This is a genomic window from Pilosibacter rotomagensis, assembly GCF_045062245.2.
Lineage (GTDB): Bacteria > Bacillota > Clostridia > Lachnospirales > Lachnospiraceae > Pilosibacter.
Genome location: NZ_CM170323.1, coordinates 1,250,706 through 1,270,567, shown reverse-complemented (window position 1 = coordinate 1,270,567; position 19,862 = coordinate 1,250,706). Strand labels below are relative to the sequence as shown.

22 protein-coding genes are annotated in these 19,862 nt (G+C 48.2%); 2 read left to right on the top strand and 20 right to left on the bottom strand.

Going from position 1 to position 19,862, the window contains the following annotated elements:
- Positions 1-203: 203 nt before the first annotated feature.
- The 7 genes from ACI3EW_RS05640 to ACI3EW_RS05610 all read right to left on the bottom strand — a co-directional run bounded on the left by ACI3EW_RS05640 (position 204) and on the right by ACI3EW_RS05610 (position 6,362).
- Positions 204-2,006 carry a sigma-54 interaction domain-containing protein gene (locus tag ACI3EW_RS05640; protein WP_405580387.1) on the bottom strand — a complete coding sequence of 601 codons (1,803 nt, stop codon included), beginning with the start codon at positions 2,004-2,006 and terminating at the stop codon, positions 204-206.
- Positions 2,007-2,368: 362 nt separating this feature from the next.
- Complete coding sequence (locus ACI3EW_RS05635; RefSeq protein WP_243016071.1) at positions 2,369-3,028, bottom strand: RraA family protein; 660 nt, start codon at positions 3,026-3,028, stop codon at positions 2,369-2,371.
- 270 nt (positions 3,029-3,298) lie between these two features.
- Entirely contained in the window at positions 3,299-4,009 is a 711-nt protein-coding gene (locus ACI3EW_RS05630) for a GntR family transcriptional regulator (RefSeq protein ID WP_182426721.1), read from the bottom strand.
- 159 nt (positions 4,010-4,168) lie between these two features.
- Entirely contained in the window at positions 4,169-4,600 is a 432-nt protein-coding gene (locus ACI3EW_RS05625) for a hypothetical protein (protein WP_118299100.1), read from the bottom strand.
- On the bottom strand, positions 4,600-4,998 hold the full coding sequence (locus tag ACI3EW_RS05620; RefSeq protein WP_118529528.1) for a helix-turn-helix domain-containing protein: 399 nt from the start codon (positions 4,996-4,998) through the stop codon (positions 4,600-4,602). Before ACI3EW_RS05620 ends, ACI3EW_RS05625 begins: the two co-directional genes overlap by 1 nt.
- Before the next feature lie 41 nt (positions 4,999-5,039).
- Positions 5,040-5,426, bottom strand: coding sequence for a type II toxin-antitoxin system RelE/ParE family toxin (locus tag ACI3EW_RS05615; RefSeq protein WP_118529527.1), 387 nt, complete (start codon positions 5,424-5,426; stop codon positions 5,040-5,042).
- Between the two features lie 186 nt (positions 5,427-5,612).
- Positions 5,613-6,362, bottom strand: coding sequence for a gamma-glutamyl-gamma-aminobutyrate hydrolase family protein (locus ACI3EW_RS05610; protein WP_118299102.1), 750 nt, complete (start codon positions 6,360-6,362; stop codon positions 5,613-5,615).
- Positions 6,363-6,721: 359 nt separating this feature from the next.
- Here ACI3EW_RS05610 and ACI3EW_RS05605 point away from each other — a divergent pair, with 359 nt between their 5' ends.
- Complete coding sequence (locus ACI3EW_RS05605; RefSeq protein WP_405580381.1) at positions 6,722-8,080, top strand: alanine/glycine:cation symporter family protein; 1,359 nt, start codon at positions 6,722-6,724, stop codon at positions 8,078-8,080.
- A 308-nt stretch (positions 8,081-8,388) separates the two neighbouring features.
- A complete protein-coding gene (gene eutH / locus ACI3EW_RS05600) occupies positions 8,389-9,471 on the top strand; it encodes an ethanolamine utilization protein EutH (RefSeq protein WP_118529525.1) in 1,083 nt (360 codons plus the stop codon).
- Between the two features lie 27 nt (positions 9,472-9,498).
- Here eutH and ACI3EW_RS05595 read toward each other — a convergent pair whose 3' ends face one another.
- The 13 genes from ACI3EW_RS05595 to eutC form a co-directional block, all read right to left on the bottom strand.
- Entirely contained in the window at positions 9,499-10,779 is a 1,281-nt protein-coding gene (locus tag ACI3EW_RS05595) for a MerR family transcriptional regulator (RefSeq protein ID WP_405580377.1), read from the bottom strand.
- Positions 10,780-10,960: 181 nt separating this feature from the next.
- On the bottom strand, positions 10,961-11,404 hold the full coding sequence (locus ACI3EW_RS05590; RefSeq protein ID WP_118529523.1) for a EutP/PduV family microcompartment system protein: 444 nt from the start codon (positions 11,402-11,404) through the stop codon (positions 10,961-10,963).
- Positions 11,405-11,568: 164 nt separating this feature from the next.
- Positions 11,569-11,931: an ethanolamine utilization microcompartment protein EutS gene (eutS, locus tag ACI3EW_RS05585; protein WP_118299107.1), complete on the bottom strand. Its 363-nt coding sequence runs from the start codon at positions 11,929-11,931 to the stop codon at positions 11,569-11,571.
- A gap of 25 nt (positions 11,932-11,956) precedes the next feature.
- A complete protein-coding gene (locus ACI3EW_RS05580) occupies positions 11,957-12,511 on the bottom strand; it encodes a BMC domain-containing protein (RefSeq protein ID WP_405580372.1) in 555 nt (184 codons plus the stop codon).
- Positions 12,512-12,552: 41 nt separating this feature from the next.
- Complete coding sequence (locus ACI3EW_RS05575; RefSeq protein ID WP_405580369.1) at positions 12,553-13,950, bottom strand: 4Fe-4S dicluster domain-containing protein; 1,398 nt, start codon at positions 13,948-13,950, stop codon at positions 12,553-12,555.
- Between the two features lies 1 nt (position 13,951).
- On the bottom strand, positions 13,952-14,227 hold the full coding sequence (locus ACI3EW_RS05570; RefSeq protein WP_118299110.1) for a EutN/CcmL family microcompartment protein: 276 nt from the start codon (positions 14,225-14,227) through the stop codon (positions 13,952-13,954).
- 6 nt (positions 14,228-14,233) lie between these two features.
- Positions 14,234-15,175: a phosphate propanoyltransferase gene (gene pduL, locus ACI3EW_RS05565; protein ID WP_243022199.1), complete on the bottom strand. Its 942-nt coding sequence runs from the start codon at positions 15,173-15,175 to the stop codon at positions 14,234-14,236.
- Between the two features lies 1 nt (position 15,176).
- A complete protein-coding gene (locus ACI3EW_RS05560) occupies positions 15,177-15,917 on the bottom strand; it encodes a hypothetical protein (RefSeq protein WP_118529520.1) in 741 nt (246 codons plus the stop codon).
- Positions 15,918-15,939: 22 nt separating this feature from the next.
- Positions 15,940-16,233, bottom strand: coding sequence for an ethanolamine utilization microcompartment protein EutM (eutM, locus tag ACI3EW_RS05555; RefSeq protein ID WP_118299113.1), 294 nt, complete (start codon positions 16,231-16,233; stop codon positions 15,940-15,942).
- A gap of 71 nt (positions 16,234-16,304) precedes the next feature.
- The gene (locus tag ACI3EW_RS05550; RefSeq protein WP_118299114.1) at positions 16,305-16,589 is read right to left on the bottom strand and encodes a BMC domain-containing protein; all 285 of its coding nucleotides are present in this window, start codon (positions 16,587-16,589) and stop codon (positions 16,305-16,307) included.
- Positions 16,590-16,654: 65 nt separating this feature from the next.
- Positions 16,655-18,157 carry an acetaldehyde dehydrogenase (acetylating) gene (locus ACI3EW_RS05545; protein ID WP_405580401.1) on the bottom strand — a complete coding sequence of 501 codons (1,503 nt, stop codon included), beginning with the start codon at positions 18,155-18,157 and terminating at the stop codon, positions 16,655-16,657.
- 39 nt (positions 18,158-18,196) lie between these two features.
- Positions 18,197-18,850 carry an ethanolamine utilization microcompartment protein EutL gene (gene eutL, locus ACI3EW_RS05540; protein ID WP_118299116.1) on the bottom strand — a complete coding sequence of 218 codons (654 nt, stop codon included), beginning with the start codon at positions 18,848-18,850 and terminating at the stop codon, positions 18,197-18,199.
- Positions 18,851-18,858: 8 nt separating this feature from the next.
- The gene (eutC, locus tag ACI3EW_RS05535) at positions 18,859-19,857 is read right to left on the bottom strand and encodes an ethanolamine ammonia-lyase subunit EutC (RefSeq protein ID WP_118529610.1); all 999 of its coding nucleotides are present in this window, start codon (positions 19,855-19,857) and stop codon (positions 18,859-18,861) included.
- Positions 19,858-19,862: the final 5 nt, after the last annotated feature.

The window sequence follows — 19,862 nt, the reverse complement described above, 5'->3', positions numbered from 1 at the left end:
TTTTCTTTTCACCTTACAATTAGTATGTATCGGCTGTTTTAGTCTCATTTTTTAGACATTATTTCGATATTTTTCTCACTTTTGAGACTTCCGTTATGTTTCAGACTTACTCAATTTTCATATTTGGTCCAAATCAGACCGTCTGCTTATCAAAAAACGGAAAAGACTTATAACTTCACTTAAAAATTATAAGTCTTCTCCCTTTATTCCTTAATAAACTCATTCATTTTTCTATAATAGGATGCCACACTGATATCCAGCTCATCACAGATCTCTTTAATCTGCTTCTTCGTCGGCTGTCCTCCATATTTTTTTACTTTATTCTTTAATACATCCACTTCTTTTTCATGGAGAAGCTCCTTTAACGTCTTCTTTTCACCCTCGCCATTCTCAGATTTTAGACTGTTGATCTTTTCTGGAAGAACATCCATGGAAATCACGTTACTTTTCTCGAACGTCATCATATATTCCACGCAATTTTCCAATTCCCTGACATTTCCCGGCCAGCAATATTCCATCAGTTTTTCGAGAACAAGAGTGGACACTCCGCGGATATCTTTCTCGAGGATCTTATCATATTTTCCGAGGAAATACTGGACAAGAACAGGAATATCTCCCGCCCGTTCCCTTAAAGGCGGCAGATGAAGCGGAACCACGTTCAGTCGGTAATACAGGTCTTCCCGGAATTCCTTCCTCTCGATCATTTCCTCTAAGTTTCTGTTTGTCGCGGCAATAATCCGCACATCCACGTCGATCAGGGAATTAGAATTGCTTCCGATTCGGTCGATCTTTCTCTCGCTCAGGACACGGAGAAGTTTTGCCTGGAGATATAACGGCATCTCGCCGATCTCATCCAGGAAAAAGGTTCCCTTGTGGGCCAGCTGGATCTTACCGATTTTTCCGCCTTTTCTCGCGCCGGTAAAAGCACCTTCCTCGTATCCGAACAGCTCACTTTCCATCAGGGACTCCGGAATCGCTGCGCAGTTCATCGCGACGAACGGTCCATCTTTCCTGGAGCTTTTCGCGTGAATCAGGCGGGCGAAAAGTTCTTTTCCTGTTCCGCTCTCCCCTGTGATCAGGACATTTGTGTTGTGACGGGCTGTCACTGTCGCCTGGCTCACAAGCTCCCGCATCTTCTTATCCGCAAAGACCAGCTGATTCTCGATCCCATTTGTATCTCCCTCTGTCTGGTTGATCTGCTCCTGAATCTGGGAGAACGGGCTTATGATACAGAGAACATCCCCGTCGCTCTCATTGACGTACAGACTCTTCACCTGGAGAAGGAACTGGAAATCATCCACGGTCCTGTGGATCTCACGAATGTTGTTCCGGTGTGTCTTTACGGTATTTTCAGCGACTTCCTTCACGTCCTGGAGGAGCATCTCGCCAAGCTTCGGTTCATCCAAATGCAGATATATCTTTGCCAGCTTGTTGATATGACGGATCTCTCCGTTCGATGAGATCAGAAGTGCTCCTTCTTCCATGGTCTCTACCACATAGGTAAGATTGTTATTAAGCACCCTCATCTGATCCACCAGATCTTCCTGTTCCAGCTTGCTGGCAATCAAATTGGATATCTTCTCAATACATAACAGCAGCTGGTCCTCTTTTGTCTCGATCAGTTTCTTCTGTTCCTTGTCAAAGGATGCGAAATACACACACCCCTCAACTTTTTCCTCTGGTCCTACAAGAATCGGATGACCGATCAGTGCGTAATTCGCAAAATCGAATTTCCTGTCATCATAGTAATATTTCTCCATATAAGCCAGTGCATCACGAACGATCACTGGCTTTTTTGTTGCTGCCATCTGGAGGGAAAAACCATTTTTCCACTCGGGCCGCATCTCATCTTCTCTATATGCAGAACCATGGGTCTTGAACCAGTCATTCGATCCGGCAACACGTTCCAGCGGATCAATATTTGTAATTGTAAATTCCAGATTTAATACGGCTGCGAACGACTCACATAGCGTATCCAGATACTCTTTGATATCTGTTAATTTCATAGATATTTCCCCCTTCTAACTCTTATAGCCGACAGCTTTCCTCGCATTTACTGCCGTTTTTATCAACTCGGTTTCATATCTGCCTGTATTTTTCTCAGGCTGCTAAAACGCCCCTCTCGAATATATTATAATGTTCGATTATTTTTGTCAATTCGGAACACACCATAATTAAATTCTATATTTCCCCCAATTGCATTCGTTTATCCAGTTATTATTTTGAACAGGTGTCTTATTTTTGTTAAATTTCCACCAAGGCTTAAAAATATAAAATCTCCCTTTCCGAAAATCAGCCACATTGCCAAAACATTCGGAAAGGGAGTTATCTGGAAAAGGTCGCTATTTTCTACGATCTCTTATTTCGATTAGTCAACTTTCATCAGATCTGCAATTTTTCCTTTAACGCCTTCCTCAACCAGACGGTCGATGTTAATCAGCGCATCCAGATATTTACCTTCCGCAAAATTCTTTCTCCACTCTACTTCGTTGCGGTCTGCAGCTTCTGCCTTTTCAACTAATTCCGCAAATCGGTCAGCTGGAGCTACAATAACACCGTCTACATCTCCGTATACGATATCACCCGGATTAACAACTGCACCGCCGCAGCATACCGGAACATTGTACTCGCCGTCGATTCCCTTTAATGTATTTGTTACGGAAGCACGTCCTGTGGAGAATAACGGGAAACCGAGAGCCTTAATCGGACGTGTATCAGTATTCGGTCCATCAACGATAATACCTGCAAGTCCAAGACTCTTCGCAGCCTGAACAACCATCTCACCGACAGCAGCCACACGCTTGTCACCCATACGGTCAATAACAACAACGGACCCCTTCGGAGCACGTTTCATTGCGTAGTAAAGCATTGCGTTATCGTTGCCTGGAAGTCTTACGGTGAATGCCGGTCCGATCATCTTGATATCTTCGCTGATCGGTTTGATGCTTGCATCCATGAATCCGCCCTGAACATAATGTCCGATCTGAGCCGGGTCTGTCTTTAACGCACGTGCAAATAATTCGTTCATGTCCATAAGAAATACCTCCATATTTTAATATTCCGTATTCGGTATACCGAAAATTTGTTTTTTATAATATCGCCATCAGCGATATGAATAAAATGATCTTCTTGATTTTTCCGTATTTGGTATACCAAAATTTATATTTAAAATATATCACCTGTTCTTCAAATTTTCAAGTACCTTTTACCCGATATTTCAATATTGTACAAAATATATAAATATCCCCTCAAAAACATATACATTTTTCACAACAGCAAAGAAAGAGCAGAGGTTACATCAGAACACCAGATTCTCATCGCTGTTGATCTGCAGAATTTCCGGAACCTTTTTCAGATGGCCTTCCCACACAGAAATATGCTGCTCTAATTCCTCTCTACCTTTCTGGTACTCATGGTTTTTCAGGCACTCCAACAGCCTGCTATGATTACTGCAGTAGGTGTCCAGAGAAAAGTCCCCATAACGTACCGATAAGACAGACGTCCTGATCAGTTGATCTCCAAGCTCAGACATAATATGAAGCACGTTATCATTTCTCGAGATTCTTGCAAGCTGTAAATGAAATTCGATATCCGCCGCCATGGCCTCATAGTGAGATGCTTTTTCCTGTTTTTTCGCGATCATCTCCATATTTTCATAAATATGCTCTAAGTCCCTCACATCCTGATCTGTCATCTTCTGAACAGCAAGATCATAGGACATCAGTTCCAGAGGACGGCGAATCTCCATCAGACTTTGCACATTTTTCCAGGTCAAAAGACTCACAACCTTAAATTTCCCTTTTTTTGAAATCCATCCTTCCTGCTCAAGACTCCTCAGGGCATCTCTGATCGGAGTTCTGCTGACTGATAAGGAATCCGCTAATTCCCTCTCGTTCAGAATTTCTCCTGGTTTAATATGATTTGCAACAATCAACTGTTTCAGCTGACGATAGACCTTTTCTGAATATATTTCGTTTTTATCGATAGCTGTCAACTGAACATGTTCCATTGACTTCCCCCCTGTATTTTCATTTTTGATCTGTTTCCAATCATGTTCGTATATTATTTTTAGTATACCATATTCCAAAATAGCGTCAATCATTTTCTGCTTTGCCATTCCTGCATGAGCTTTTCACATATATATTCGTCATATGCTTACCATGCAAGCCTATTCTGACAAACTCTTATAATAATCTATCACATTGATAAATGGGATAACAATTTTTCCATTGTTGAAAACATTTGAAGTAATCGTTTCTATTTTTCCCCTGGCTATACCGATAATTGCCGCTGCTCCGTTCACTATAACTAACTGTCGAAATGTATCTTTATCTACATCTGAGCTGGAAATAAAAGCCCCTTCTAAAGATAACTGAATTTGGCAATTTTGATTTTCTGACTGCTCTATATCAATCTCAAAATCAATTGTCATTTGTGCGAAGAACACATCATTCGTTTCTTCGAAATGTGGTTCATTGATATTTAATCCAAAACTTCTCTTTGCTTCCTTTTCGACATCCACTATATTATTGCCTATAGTAAGTGTTTTTACTGTAGTTCCGACCAGTTCAATACCTGGTACAACAAGATTGAATTCCATTATGCAATAGCCTCCTTGTTTGTAAGTGCTGTCGCCCAATTACTGTTCTTTTTATTCTTTGCTATATAATCTCTATCCCATCTGACGATTTTATAATCTGTTTTTGCACATAAAGAATCAAACGATATATTGAATTTCAGATTTAATTTTTGGCAGATTTCATTCAGTGATCTTACTGTAAAATTATACTCTCTGCTTTCCCATTTTGAAATCATCCCCTGTGACACTCCCATATATGCAGCAAACTCTTTTTGTGACATATGCATATCCAACCTACAGCGTTCAATTTGAGCCGAAATTTTAGCCAATTCTACCGTTGTCTTTATTTCTGCTTCAGAAAGTCCTTCCGAAAGCCAGGTACTCTTCTTTGCACTTGCGATTTTCTCTGCGATTCCCATTTTTCTCCTCCATACAATATCTTTTGTAACATACTTAAATTTTAATTACTCTCAAGCCACTTCATTCTCTTGTTTGCTATTTCGATTCCCCTTTGATAATCTCCATTATTTTTTTCTAAAAAAGCTGTAAGAAGAATAATACTACCATCGAAAATACAATAAAGAACTCTGATATTTTTTCTGGATTCAGGATGCCGGATACTATAAAGATTTCCACACCCATTTAACTTTTCAAACTGCGGAAGGTCTACTGCCCTCTCTTTCTCCTGTTCTAATACAGCCAAATCCTCAATGAGTTTTTTTTGATATCTTAGCCAAGGTGGTATATCTTTCCACGGTTCATCTACAGCTTTTCTGAACTCTTTTTTTAAATTAGATATAGCATATGTGTTTTCAATTCCTGTAATGCATATTTTTTCTAATTCCACACCTTAACCTCCCCCCTTTCTTTTTATTATATTACTTATATGTAATATTTTCAACCTCGATCAAATAGTTTTTCAATCTGTATTTCCTTATACACAAAAACAGGATACCATCTCAGCTGCATTCCCACAGCTCTGGTATCCTGCTTTTTCCTCTATCCTATTCCCCCGTCAGATGTGCCTTCCGCACTATCTGCAGGCATCAACAAACGCTTTTAAGAGCTTTAACTGCTCATCAGAGTCATACATCATCTCCGGATGCCACTGAACGGCTACAGAGAACGGATGATTTTTCTGAACGATGGCCTCCGGAACACCGTCGGCAGATTTTGCGATGATCTCAATGTCCTTGCCCGGGTCCTTTACGGCCTGGTGATGGAAGGAGTTGATCCGGATCTCGGTTTTACCGTAGATTTTCTCCAGGATCGAACCTTTTTCGATCGTGAGGTCATGCCACGGATAGTTTCTCGGGTATTTGTCACCGAAATGGTGCTCAAATTTTCCTTCGATCTCAAGATCCTGATACAAGGTTCCGCCTGCAGCCACGTTCATGATCTGGATGCCGCGGCAGATGCCGAGGATCGGTTTTTTGATCTCATTCATAAAGTACTTTGCAACTGCGATATCATGGTTATCGCGCTGCGGGATGATCGTTCCGCAGTATCCTTTGGTAGGAGTATTGTACTGCTCCGGTCCTACATCGTGACCGCCGGAAATGATCACTCCGTCCAGTTTATTTAAGAACTCTTTGATGGATTCCTCATCACAGTCCTTATAAACCGGGATCAGTACCGGGATTGCTCCGGCTTTTTCCAATATATATACGTAATCTCCTGCAACGAAGTTCCAGTCCTGACCGACGATTCCCATTCCGGAAGTAATTCCGACGGTGTCACGGTAATCGTAATTGCATGTTACTCCAATTAAAGGTCTTTTCATGTTGTATACCCTCCTGCATTTAATTTCTCTTTTATGATTATGTTTGCTCAATATTTTGCCGCGTTTTTGTTTTCCGCGTCATCTTGTACACACAGTATATTCTCTGAAGTTTTCTTTCTGTCAACATCGAATTTTAACACAAATTTTGCAAAACATAAAGTATACTTCACATTTTATAAAAATTTTATAAAAATTTCCTCTTGAACTCAAGTTGCCTTCATAAGCTATAATGCAGACATCAGCGATGCGAAAGATCTTTTTTCAGAAATCTTTCCATACAAACGTTCAGAATGCAGACGGAGTGATGCTGAAAAGATCCGTTCCTTTCTGAAGAACGAAACACAAAGGAGGATGTGTGTATGTTTATTTACAATGCAGTGTTGGCCTTTAACTCTTGGATCTGGGGCATCCCGATCCTGATCATCCTGATCGGCGGCGGTCTTTATCTTTCCTTTATTACAGGATTCGTTCAGGTCCGTCACTTCCCGACCATCATTAAATCGACAGTCGGCAGCATGTTTAATAAGGAAGAAATGAAAGAAGAGACCGGAAAACATCACGGTACGATCTCAAGCTTCCAGGCTGTGTCCGCAGCACTTGCAGCCGTTCTTGGTACCGGTAATATCGTCGGTGTCGGAACAGCGATCGCAGCCGGCGGTCCTGGCGCGATCTTCTGGATGTGGGTTGTTGGTTTTGTAGCAATGGCTTTAAAGTACTCTGAGGCCTGCGTTTCCATCGCAGTTCGTGAAAAGAAACCGGAAGGCGGCTACAAAGGCGGCGCTAACTACTACCTTTCCAAGATCAATAAACCGTTAGGCTTTGCATGGTCCATCGCTATCATGTACGGTCTCATTACCGCAGCTGGTGTTCACACAGGTTCTGTTGTAACAGCCGCTGAAAGCCTTGGTGTTCCGCGTCTCGTTGCTACGATCATTGTCTGCATCATCATCGCCCTGATCATCTTCGGCGGACTTCAGGCTCTCGTTCAGATCACAGAGCGTCTTGTCCCGTTCATGGCAGCGATCTATATTTTAGCTGGTCTCGCAGTTGTTGTTTTAAACATCGGCAACCTTGTTCCGGCATTCGTAAGCATCTTCAAAGGTGCCTTCACAGGTACTGCAGCACTCGGCGGCTTTGCAGGTGCAACTGTATCCGCAGCGATCCGCAACGGCTGTGCACGTGGTGTTTACTCTTCTGACGCTGGTAACGGACAGTCCTCTATCGCATACTCCCAGTCTTCCGAGACTGATCCGGTGAAACAGGGTATGTGGGGCGTATTCGAAGTATTCTTTGATACCATCGTTGTTTGTACTTTCACAGCACTCGTTATCCTCTGCACAGGTGTATGGCAGACAGGCGAGGCTGGTTCCACACTTGCAATCACAGCATTCAAATCTGCTTTAGGCGGCGCTGGAAACGTGATCGCATCCCTTGGTCTTATGATGTTCGCAGGATCTACTGTTCTTGCTTTCTGTACCTTCATCGGTCTTACATGTGAGAACGTATTCGGAAAGACCGGACGCTGGATCGGTCAGATCGGTTTCGTGATCCTTGCCTTTGTCGGCGGTACTGTTGGTGTTGATATCCTTCTCGGATGGGCTGACTTCGGTAACGCATGGACCTTAACCTTAAATATCATCGGTCTCCTCTGCTTCAGCAAACAGATCGCAAAGTGGACCAAAAACTACTTCGAGAAAGGAAGTTCCTACGCAGAGTAATTGCCGTACCTCCTTACCCCCTGAAAAGAGCGGTTTTCCTCACTTACTGCTCGCGGCAATTGACATACCAAAACTTTTTCTCATATCATTATCCAAAAAGGCGGACAGGTTTTATCTCCTGTCCACCTTTTTTACCCTAACCGTCTGGATCCGCTGCCTCATATGGATATGTTCCTCCAGGATTCCATTTTTTCATAGCCACACGACACATTTTGCATTATAATAAATCTGCTTTTCCAGATTTCATTCATAAGAGATCGAATGTCTGAAAAAGCCGACTGACAGCTTTCTATATTTAGGAGAAACAGATGGAAAAAATCGTTACTGCTATCATGATGTTCTTCATGGTCTTAGGTGCCCTGGACCGGGCGGTCTTCCGCAACCGGTTCGGACTTGGAAATGAATTTGTGAAAGGATTAAACAGCATCGGTCCCCTTATTCTCGGAATGGCCGGGATCATGTGCAGTGCCCCGGTTCTCGGAAAACTGCTCTTAAAACTTGTAACTCCGCTCTTCGGAGCGATCGGTGCCGATCCCGCGATCATCGCCGGAACATGTTTCGGTCTCGATATGGGCGGCTACTACATGACAGCCTCCATGACGAATGACCCATCCGTCATCATGCTGGGCGGTGTCATTTTGAGTACCGTGCTCGGCGCCACCATCGTATTCACGATCCCGGTGGCCCTGACACTCTGCCGCCCGGAGGACGCGTCTGCGGTCTCCAAAGGCATCGTATTCGGGATCATCTCCATTCCTTTCGGGACCATCGCGGCGGCTCTTGCTTCCGGTCTCACACTGCACTACACTCTGATCAACGCAGCTCCCGCCTTCGTCCTTGCTGCTCTTCTGGCTGCCGGAATGATCTTCTTTCCGCAGAAGACCCTGATCATCTTCCGGGCGTTCGGAAACCTCCTGCAGGCATTTATCATCCTGGCTCTCGCAGCCGCGGGTGTGGAATCGACACTCGGGATCACGGTGATCCCCGGTATGGATCCCCTGGCGGAACAGCTTGAGACGATCGCCATGATCGGGATCACGCTGGCGGGTGCCTATCCCTTTGTCCATGTCCTCTCAAAACTTCTCGCCCCGGTTCTCAATGTGATCGCGAAGCTCATGGGCGTCAATGGACCTTCCGTGACCGGAATGCTGGCCTGCCTGGCAAATCCGCTCCCGATGTACGATATGATCCCACTCATGGATGAAAGAGGAAAAGTCCTGGCAATGGCGTTCTGCACCTGTGCGAACGCGATGATCGGCGACCACTTTGCCTTCATCTCCATCGCATATCCGGAGGGAACCACCGCTACTTTTATCGTAAAGATCGTCAGCGGTGCTGTCGCTCTTCTCATTGCAGCTCTCTCCACAAAAAAAGGCGGTAAAACGCATTGATCGCGTTTTACCGTCTTTTTTGTTTTTCTACAGATTTTCCGGTTTATGACCTGCTTTCCACGCTGTAAATGAATAGATCCTGAGCACTTCGCCGATCACCTGGCAGGAGAACGCATATACTCTCGCTCCGCAATCTGTAATCGCTCCCATCTGTTCGAGTGACAGCTCATAGCCACATTTTTTATAGTCCTCCATCAGATATTCCATCTGGAATCCACGTTTTGAACTTTCCGGATACTTGGTCAGGAGATTTTTTCTGGATTTTGCGCTCCGGTCATAGCTTAAATATGTACCGTACACACGGACATCCTCTTTAAAATACCTTGCAGCATCCATCAGATAACAGTTTTGATGGTACAGCATATATTCGCCTTCCCCGCAGAACGTAATGTAGCGGTCCACACAACTGCTTTTTAACGGGTAATCCGTCCCTGCATCGGCGATATAGAGGATCTGACATTTGATATCGCACTGTTCGATCAGGGCTTTGTACATCCTGAGGATCTCTGGGTATTTATCGATCAGGACCAGCGTACTGCTCGCCGGCAGAAGTCCCAGATGGTTGTACATGTAAAAATATCCATTGATATTCGCCTCCAGAAAGACTTTTCCGTTCATATCATCCTTCATCAGAGACTCTGTCACACGGTCATAGCATCTCTGGAAACAAAAGCTGAATTCCGGTCCCATATCCCGGTACAGTCCGCGCTTGAGATCCGGATGATCATAGATTCCGGTGTAAAGATTTCCGGTCTCCACGATCCCGTCAACGATCTTCGCTTCATATTTCTTTTCACATGTTCCATTCCCATAACCGGAACACACGAGTTTTCCTGAAATGATGTATCCGTTCTTGATCTCCGCATCCTCGATATTTAACGGTTCCCCGCAGTACGGACACGCAAAAAGAGGCAGGGCACTCACCGGCACCCCCGTCACACGCCTCTCGGCTGTTCCCTTTTCCCGGAGATTGTGGATCTCCTCCCCGATCTCCCGGTAGGAATTTTTCAGTTCCTCTATTTCAGAGAATATTTCCTGCTGCTTTGTCTCCAGGATCGTCAGCGCCGCATTGATCGTACTCGGCTCGATCATTCTGGAATGTCTCGTCAGGATCAGATACTGCTGGATCTCTTTCAGTTTAAACTGATGCTTCCGCATCTTTAAGATCAGATTCAGATCCTCCACTTCACGCTCGGAGAAATCGTACTGGGCGCTGGAATCATTCGGGATCAGCATTCCCATACTTACATAGTAGCGGACCGTCGCAACACTGACACCGCATAACTTTGCCAACTGTCCAATTTTCATCGGATCACCTCATTGTTTGCGATATTTTGAGAACTGTCGCTTCTCACCTTTACAGTTCTGTTTTTTGCAGCTCTTTCAGATATCAAATTCTGCATTTTCTATCTATTATACACAAATAATAAAAAAAAGCGAACTGTTTTTCACCGAAATCTTTGCATTTTCTTAGCGAAATATACAATGTCTACTCCGCCGTCTCAATTGCCTCCCTGAGCTTCTCCAGGCAGGAATCATCCCCGAATCCGACCTCGATGATTGTTTCTGCCCCTGCCATGGAAAGGATCTCAGAAGCGCCTTCTATGAGCTCAGGATCCTCACACAGATCCGTCTTTGTGATAACCCCGATCACAGGTTTTCCGGAGAACAGGGATCCCATCCGCGGGGAAAATGCATTCTGCTCATCGATCGCCGAGGAGAGGAGCAGGATTACATCCGCCTCCACGGCTGTCACGATGAGGGCGCTGTAAAACTGTTTCTGCTCGACATATTCGCCCGGGGTATCCACGATATCATCCCCGATGACCTGAATCGACTGGGTCTTTTTGTAGGAGACCTGCTCCCCGATGAGTCTCTGGCTGAGCGTCGTCTTTCCGCAGCCGATCTTTCCCACCATCATGATCTTCTTCATGTCTTCTCTCCTCCCGCGCACTGTAACATAGGATTTTGCCGATGCTTCGCATTCCAAATCGGCAAAATCTGCGACCACTACTGTATTATACGGAATTTCCAGTTCAGAAAATTCCTACCCGTAAAAAGTAACTTTCTTCCCAACTTACAAGATCCTGATTTTCATCAGGATCTTGTAATATCTGTGAGTGTAAAATGAAGGACTTCTCCAAGGACTCTGAGTACATCCTTAAGGGCCGCATCCACGGCCGCCACATCCCCGCATACGACCAGGGAGCCGGAAAAACGATCGACAAATACGATCTCCACCTCTGCCGCCTTTGTCGCCACATCGGCTCCTATGATCGCCGCCTCACTCGGCGTGATCGTCAGGATCCCAAGAGCTCCACGGGTCTTGCTGACGACGCCGAGCTTTTTATAGAGATCCTCGTTCGGATTCGCGATGAGGTGGGCCATGGTGACCTGCTTGCCGGGTACGAACTCCTGGATGATCCTCTGTTTACTCTCAAAAGGATTCTGCTCTGTCATGATGTCTTCTCCTTCTCAGGTCTCATTATAAAAGTGCCGCGAAGATCTCCTCGCGCGGGCTCGGGATCACTACGCTGCTGAGCGCCAGTCCCTTCTCTGTTCCTGCCGCCATTCCACACTTCACTGCTTCCTCAACAGCTGCCACATCCCCGGTCAGGACCGCGAACGATTTTCCGCCGATCCCGATCCCCAGACGCACATCGATCAGTGTGACATCCGCCGCTTTTACCGCCGCATCGGCCGCATAAACTGCCGCTGTAATGCTGTAAAATTCCATGACGCCGACCGCATTCACGCCTTCCGGTGTTGTCGACAGGTTGATCGCCTGGATCACCTGCGGATGTACTCTCGGAATCACAACGGAGTCCACCGTATGCTCTCCCGTCACGCGCTCTCCGGCCTCCAGGGACGCCTGGACCGCCGCCACATCCCCGTAAAACAGGGTCGTATATTTTCCCGGACATACCGGTTTTGAAAACAGCAGGGATGTATCTGCTGCTTTTAAGATCGCATCTGCTGCCTCGATTCCTTTCGCGATGCTGTTGCTCTCAAGAATTCCGATCGCTTCCACTATAGCCACTCTCCTTTATCCTGCCTGACTGCCGGCTGTCTCCGTATCTTTTACGGTTCCTGTTTTTCATAACTCCAGCTCTTTCCTGTCCGGATCTCGATATACGCTCCATCCGGATCAATGGAAACCGTTCCGGACACGGAAGCATGAAGCTCTGATCCCAGACTCTTTTCCGGACAGGCAGCGATCCGTTCTCCTGCTTTCACCGGATCCCCGTCCTTCACAGTCGGAACAGACGGCGCTCCGATCCCCTGTCTGAGGCTTAAGCGGACGCATCCCGCTTCCTCCGGGTTTACAGAAAAGAAATCATCGATCTTCAGGTTCTCATAGGCGCCGACACCGGCTCTCGCCGCCACACGCTCTGTTGGGGCTTTTCTCATCCCGCGCTCCGGACGCGCTGTATATTCCACGCCTTCCGGTCTCTGATAGCGGATCCCCGCCTTCGCAAGCTCCTTTTTCAGCATGGAATTCACGGTTCTCGGCTTCAGTCCCATCGGACACGCGTAGATCTCGCAGATCCCGCATTCACAGCAGAGCGCCGCATTCCTTACATCCGGATCGTTTAACATCTCCCCGATCGGAGTGCCAGAGCTCAATTTTCTCATGATCTTATTTGGACGGATCGGATGTCCCAAAAGCGCTCTCGGACACATCTGGGAGCAGAAGGAACACTGGATGCAGGCAGATTTTGCCTGATTGATCATGTGCTTTACCGTCACCTGGTTTCTTCTCGCGATCGCGGAATCCTCCGGAAGTACGATCAGTCCCGACATGGTCTTCGTCACATAGGAGTTCGGAACCTCTTCCATGGGGATCATCTTTCCCATCATCGGACCGCCGTTGACCACGATATACCTCGAAAGATGCGTGCCGCCCGCCAGGGCGATGCACTCGCTGACCGGTGTTCCGACCGGCACTCTGAGGATTGTCGGATGCGCCACCTCTCCTGTCACTGTCAGGAATTTTCTTGTAAACGGTTCCCCCTCAAAGGCATCCCCGATCCCGTAGATGGTTGCCACATTGCTGACCACGCAGCCGACGGAAAGCGGGATCGCAGCCGGAGGAACGACCCGTCCTGTCACTTCATAGACGATCGTCTGCTCGTCCCCGGCCGGGAAAAAGCTCTGAAGCTTATGAAGTTTTACAGAGGAGCCAAGCTCTTCAATGGCACGCTCCAGAGACTCGATCTCCCTTGTATATGCCGCTTTTAACGCAATGATAAATTCTTTCGCACCAGTTTCTTCCTTGATCCGGTCTGCCGTCCGGATCAGCTTTCTGGCGCAGTTTCTCATGAGATACCGGTCCGTCTGCAGGAGCGGCTCACACTCCGCTCCATTCACGATAATTGTCTCGACCGGACCGCCGGAATATTTTGCATGGGTCGGAAAACCCGCTCCGCCGCATCCGACGATACCGGCTTCTTTTATGATTTCCGTAAGTCCTGCCATGTTAATTCTTCTCCTTTGAAATCTCCATGGAATCGATGATCCCGACGATGGCGCTGTCGATGGGCGCGTCATCCTCGCCGATCGCCCGTCTCGCTGTACTTCCGCTGACAACAAGGACCATCTCTCCGATCCCGGCTCCCACCGAATCCGCAGCGACAAACGTCGCTCCCTTTCTCGTTGTCGTCGTCTCCTCACGGACGATCATAAGTTTATGTCCGTTTAATTTTTCTTCTTTTTTTGTCGCCCAGACATGACCGACCACCTGACAGATCATCATCGTTTTTTACCTCCCTGTCTCCCACACGAGTTCCATCTTTTCCCGGCTGAAAATGTCCTTCGCAGATGGAGTGACGATCACGCCTTTCTTTATCGTCAGCGTGCCGCCTTTCTGTGCAGTCAGTTCTTTCGCGATTGCTTCCGTGATCAGCTTTCCGTTAAATACCGTCTCCGGCTTTTTTACCGGCTCATCACATGGAATCTTTTCTTTCTCCGGCTCCGTCTTCACAGCCGGTTTCTGTTCGATCTTTTCCTCCGCGTGCGGCTTTGCCGGAGTCTTTTCCAGGCTGCAGCACGGTGTCTGAAGGCGCATTTTCGCAGTCGCATTCTTTGGAAGCATGCACGCGTTCGCCTCATCATAATCAATGTGCATCGCAAGTCCCGCTGTGGAGCTGACTCTGCAGATCACATTTTCAAAAGTTGCCGGACGCTCCCCGCGGATCGTCACCGATACTCTCTGTCCATCGGAAACGCCTGCTTTCGCTGCGTCATCCGGTGTGAGATGAATATGGGCCTGTGCCACGATCGCACTTCCTTTTGCGTCGTAGACTCCTTCCGGTCCAATGATATAGACATCCCCGGCTCCATTTAAATCCCCGGACATTTTGAGCGGGGCCTTAACGCCGAGTGTTCTGGCATCCGTTGCCGAGAGTTCCACCTGCACATAGGGGCGCTCCGGTCCCAGGACTGCCACATTTTCGATCCTTCCTTTTGGAGTGACGAGAGTTACACGCTCCTCACTCAGGAACTGTCCCGGCTGGGAGAGCGGGCGCTTTGGCGTCAGCTTTTTTCCTTTGCCGAACAGCACTTCCACTGCTTTATCCGTCAGATGTACATGTTTTGCGGATACCTCAACGGGAAATTCCAGTTCCGGTTCCCGTCCCGGCATCCAGTTTCCGAATTCGGACAATACGCGGAAGATGATCTCCTGAATCTGTTCTCTGTCCACGTTATTCCTCCATCCTGTCGTAATAGCCGGAAAGCAGGCGGCAGAATACAACATAGACTCCGCTGCTCAACCGGTTTAACGCCTTTATGATCCCATAGTCGTTTTCTTCGTCTTCAAACGCATTTGCCGCCGCAAGCTCCACTTCCCGGATCTCTGCCCGCAAAAGGTTCAGTTCCAGGGCCGTTTTTCCCATCGATGCGTCCGGGATCGGATGATCCATCCCAAATGTCTCCCTTACCTGGTGGGACATCCGATGAATCTCCTTCTCATCCAGACCGAAGAGAGAAAATCCCGCGATCTCCTCTTCCTTTACTTCTGATCCCAGGACTTCCCTCAGACCGTTTAAAATATCGGCGAGGTCTTTATATAGCCCGGGTTCATTCCGGTACTCCGCCATCAGAAGAAGGACTTTCGCCTGGATCGTATCCACCTTTCCCCGGAAAGCGATCCGGGGATGGGTCTTCATCACAAGAAGATTCCCGCGAAGATGAGTCATGTTCTCCGGTTTCTCCCGGTATCCCTCTCCTGTTTTTGCATCGATATAGGTGTGGTCTCCCTGTTTTTTTACCGGCGTCCTGGTCATGGACTTCTTCTCCTCCGTGTCAATGACCATGGACACCCCCTTTTCCCGCAGAAAGTCTTTTGCCATCGGCGTGACAAATGTCCCGGCTTCCACATGGTAGACTCCGTCCTCCGGGGTTTTCCACTTTGCCCGAAGCTCCATTTCTGTCAGTACTTTCATGCGCTGTTTCCTTTACTTTTGTTTACTCTGTGACTACGCTCACGTGCGGAAGAATGGATTCCACTTCGCCGTGCGGACGCGGGATAACGTGTACGGAAACGAGATTTCCGACTTTTCCTGCTGCTGCCGCTCCTGCGTCTGTCGCTGCCTTGACTGCTGCGACATCACCGCGTACCATAACGGTCACGAGTCCGCCGCCGATATGCTCTTTGCCGATCAGCGTAACATCTGCTGCCTTTACCATCGCGTCGGCCGCCTCGATCGCGCCGACAAGTCCTTTTGTTTCGATCATTCCAAGTGCCTGTAATGATGCCATGTTCGTTTCCTCCTGATATCTTTCACGCAGCCTTTTTCAGGCTGTGACATGTCTTAGATCTTCTGAGATGATCATTCCCCAAGCTTCGGAAGAATGGACTCAACCTCTGCATGCGGACGCGGGATAACGTGTACAGATACAAGTTCCCCTACACGGCCCGCTGCTGCTGCGCCTGCGTCTGTCGCTGCCTTGACTGCTCCGACATCGCCGCGCACCATAACGGTCACAAGTCCGCCGCCGACATGTACTTTACCGATCAGAGTAACGTTTGCTGCCTTTACCATTGCATCGGCTGCTTCGATGGATCCTACTAAACCTTTTGTCTCTACCATTCCAAGTGCTAATAATGCTGCCATAATCGATTTCCTCCTGTTTTATCTGTTCTAATAGTTTAAATTATATATTCTTTCTTGTTTTTTGATTATTTTCCGAGTCCTGCTCCGAGTCGTTTCATGATCTCACGTGTGATCGCCTCGATATCCTCCGGGGTGAGATCTGTTTTGGTACCGCATTCGCAGGACGGCTCATCCTTCGGGACCGGACTTCCTTTTCTCAGATCCTCCAGTTCGCAGAGTCCCCATGCCACACGGCGGATGTTGATGAGATTCATCGGGGTGATGTTATCGGAAGTTGCACTTCCGCCGACTGCTCCGCAGCCAAGCGTCAGGGCCGGTGCAAGACCTGTGCTCGCTCCGACTCCGCCGAGCGCACCCGGGGTGTTGACAAGGATCCTCGATACCGGTTTTCTTAAGGCGAACTCACGGACAACATCCTTATTCTTTGTGTGGAGTGTCATGGTATGACCTGCGCCCTCATTCTGAAGGATGCGGATGCTGAGCTCACATGCGGCCTCCCAGCCGTCTACCGTGAAGAATGCGATGACCGGGCAGAGCTTTTCTCTGGAGTACGGATTCTTCTTGCTGACATTCATCGGATCCTGTTCGGATACGAGAAGTTTTGTTCCCGCCGGGACCGTGATCCCAGCCATCTCAGCAATTTTCAGTGCCGTTCTTCCGACGATCTTCGGATTCATCGTTCCGTTCGCTCTGAGAAGAAATCCGGAAAGCTTGTCCGACTGCTCTTTCGTCAGGAAATAGCCGCCCTGTTTTTTTAATTCCTCTTTTACCTTCTCTGCGATCTCAGTCTCTGTGACGATGGACTGTTCGGATGCACAGATCGTTCCGTTGTCAAAGGTCTTCGAATCCATGATCCGTTTTACCGCCATCGGGATGTCCGCACTCTTTTCGATATAGGACGGACCATTTCCAGGACCAACGCCGAGCGCCGGATTTCCGGAAGAATACGCCGCATGGACCATCGCTTCGCCGCCTGTGGCAAGGATGATGCTTACATCCGGATGCTTTAAGAGAGCATCCGTCGCCTGGACAGTTGTGAGGCTCACACAGTTGACGGTTCCCTCCGGAGCACCCGCGCGTTCCGCCGCCTCTTTCACGATCTTATATGTAGCTGTGATACAGTTTTTTGCTCCCGGATGCGGGCTGATCACGATGGCATTTCCAGCTTTGATGGAAATGATGCTCTTGTACATGACGGTGGAAGTCGGGTTTGTGGACGGGATCAGTGCCGCTACAACGCCCATCGGAACGCCGATCTCGGTCACCTTTGTCTCCTCATTCTCCCTTAAGACTCCGACCGTCTTCATGTTCTTTACGGACTCCCAGGTAATTGCGCTGCCGAGCTTGTTCTTTAATACCTTGTCCTCCCATTTTCCAAATCCGGTCTCCTGGACCGCCATCTTCGCCAGCTCCTCCGCATGCTCCATACATGCGGAAGCGATGGAAGCACAGATGGCATCTAATTTTTCCTGCGGAAATGTGCAGAGTGTTTTTTCTGCCTCTTTTGCTTTTGCGACCAGGTCTCTGACCTCCTGGATCGACTGCAGATCACGATCAATATTCACGATCTGACCACTCCTTTCTGTTCTGTAGTTCTATCTCATTTTCTAATATGCCAACGGATCCTCAGCGATCCGGCAGACCGCATCTGCGAAGGCATCGCATGCCGCCTGACAGGATGCCTGAGTTCCCGTCAGAAGTCCGCCTGCAAAGTTTGTCTCCGTGGGCGGTCCGTAGTAGAGGGAAAGCTCCACATCCGCCGCCTTCAACGCTGCATCGAGTCCCACGGAAGCTTCCAACGGCGGTGCGATCAGATACGCCATCGGTGTTCCCTCCGGGACTCCCGCCTGACTGGAAAGGTAGCTTCCTGTCCGGGAAATACAGTGGGCAAAGTAGACTACCGTTCCCGTTTCATTCGCCTCATAAAAGTGCGCATCGTTCTCGATCAGGGAGAATGCCGCCTGAAGTCCGCTTCTCACTTCCTCCGGATCCGGTCCGGAAAGGATCCCGATAAACTCTCCCGCAAGTGCCGTGCTGGCATTTCCAGAACCCGCGTACATGCTCTTCGCGTAGGCCACATGGACATCTGCCTTCTTTGTCGCTTCATCCACCGCCGTGTAGGACACATCGTCGCAGTCGGTGGTGAAGATTCCGAGACTCTTATCCCCCGGACGGACATCCAGGTTCTTTAAGAGCATCGGATCCGCATTCGGGATGATCCGCACTGCCAGGATCTTTGTGTTCAGCTGTTTTCCTGCCATGCTGCCTCCTATTTTTTCAGGTCAACACCGCTGGCCTTTTTCTCCAGGATCAGAGCTAAAAGATCAACGATGTAAGCTCCCGCTTCGACCGCCGGGACTCCGTTTTTGTGGATATTGGAAACAACGGTTCTTCTCGCCTCCGGCATTCCGACTGTCGCCATATAGGAAATGTAGGCGCTCATGCTCTCCGCCGTTGCGAGACCCGGCCGTTCTCCGATAAAGGAGCAGACGATCTTTGCGTTAAGAAGCTCTGAGATCTGGTCCTGGGCAGCGACTCTTCCGAATTTTACGAAGATCGGCGTTCCCGTACTGATCCCTTTCTCTTTTAGTCCTTCCATCACGATCGGCAGGATCTTCGGCGCATTCGCCTCGATGGAGGAGGAAGAAAGTCCGTCACTCACGATGATCTGGACATCGATATCATGGACACAGTGTTCGGAGATTGCCTTCTTTGTCTCCTCAGAGAAATCTCTTCCGAGATCCGGTCTCGTGAGGAATACGTTTTTGTCCTCACAGAGTGTCTTTACCGGGAAAAGTCCCAGTTCCGAGACAAGTTCCTCGCTGACATCCATCATGACCGCATCCCGCGCAGCCGCGTGGTCGGCGCGAAGCTTTAAAAGCGTCTGGGTCTTTAATCTCGGACCGCACCTGCCGACTCCAATCCGAGCCGTCGTCTTCGCCATCATCCTCTGCAGGGCATCCGGATCCTGCGGGCTATCGATGAGAGGCGCCCGCCAGTCCTTTTCCTTCAACTCATCCTCTCCGCTTTCTGACTCTTTCGCCGTTGTTTCCGCCTTCGGAACACTTCCGACGGCCGCCTCGAGGATCTCCTGTTCCTGTTTTTTTCTGTTTTCTCTCACGGAAGCTTCCGCCTTCACATCAGCGACTCCAGAGAGCCCCGGAATTTCTTTTTTTGTTTTGGGAGCGGACGTTCGCTCTTCCTTTCCCGCCTGAAACCCTGCCAGGATCTCTTCCGCGATCCGGTCGATCTCTTCTTTACTCAGCACTCCGA

What these genes read in the sequence shown, in the direction of transcription:
- ACI3EW_RS05640 (WP_405580387.1), bottom strand. Translation starts at nt 2,006, where the DNA reads ATGAAATTAACAGATATCAAAGAGTATCTGGATACGCTATGTGAGTCG.
- ACI3EW_RS05635 (WP_243016071.1), bottom strand. Translation starts at nt 3,028, where the DNA reads ATGAACGAATTATTTGCACGTGCGTTAAAGACAGACCCGGCTCAGATC.
- ACI3EW_RS05630 (WP_182426721.1), bottom strand. Translation starts at nt 4,009, where the DNA reads ATGGAACATGTTCAGTTGACAGCTATCGATAAAAACGAAATATATTCA.
- ACI3EW_RS05625 (WP_118299100.1), bottom strand. Translation starts at nt 4,600, where the DNA reads ATGGAATTCAATCTTGTTGTACCAGGTATTGAACTGGTCGGAACTACA.
- ACI3EW_RS05620 (WP_118529528.1), bottom strand. Translation starts at nt 4,998, where the DNA reads ATGGGAATCGCAGAGAAAATCGCAAGTGCAAAGAAGAGTACCTGGCTT.
- ACI3EW_RS05610 (WP_118299102.1), bottom strand. Translation starts at nt 6,362, where the DNA reads ATGAAAAGACCTTTAATTGGAGTAACATGCAATTACGATTACCGTGAC.
- ACI3EW_RS05605 (WP_405580381.1), top strand. Translation starts at nt 6,722, where the DNA reads ATGTTTATTTACAATGCAGTGTTGGCCTTTAACTCTTGGATCTGGGGC.
- eutH (WP_118529525.1), top strand. Translation starts at nt 8,389, where the DNA reads ATGGAAAAAATCGTTACTGCTATCATGATGTTCTTCATGGTCTTAGGT.
- ACI3EW_RS05595 (WP_405580377.1), bottom strand. Translation starts at nt 10,779, where the DNA reads ATGAAAATTGGACAGTTGGCAAAGTTATGCGGTGTCAGTGTTGCGACG.
- ACI3EW_RS05590 (WP_118529523.1), bottom strand. Translation starts at nt 11,404, where the DNA reads ATGAAGAAGATCATGATGGTGGGAAAGATCGGCTGCGGAAAGACGACG.
- eutS (WP_118299107.1), bottom strand. Translation starts at nt 11,931, where the DNA reads ATGACAGAGCAGAATCCTTTTGAGAGTAAACAGAGGATCATCCAGGAG.
- ACI3EW_RS05575 (WP_405580369.1), bottom strand. Translation starts at nt 13,950, where the DNA reads ATGGCAGGACTTACGGAAATCATAAAAGAAGCCGGTATCGTCGGATGC.
- ACI3EW_RS05570 (WP_118299110.1), bottom strand. Translation starts at nt 14,227, where the DNA reads ATGATGATCTGTCAGGTGGTCGGTCATGTCTGGGCGACAAAAAAAGAA.
- ACI3EW_RS05560 (WP_118529520.1), bottom strand. Translation starts at nt 15,917, where the DNA reads ATGAAAGTACTGACAGAAATGGAGCTTCGGGCAAAGTGGAAAACCCCG.
- eutM (WP_118299113.1), bottom strand. Translation starts at nt 16,233, where the DNA reads ATGGCATCATTACAGGCACTTGGAATGATCGAAACAAAAGGACTTGTC.
- ACI3EW_RS05550 (WP_118299114.1), bottom strand. Translation starts at nt 16,589, where the DNA reads ATGGCAGCATTATTAGCACTTGGAATGGTAGAGACAAAAGGTTTAGTA.
- eutL (WP_118299116.1), bottom strand. Translation starts at nt 18,850, where the DNA reads ATGGCAGGAAAACAGCTGAACACAAAGATCCTGGCAGTGCGGATCATC.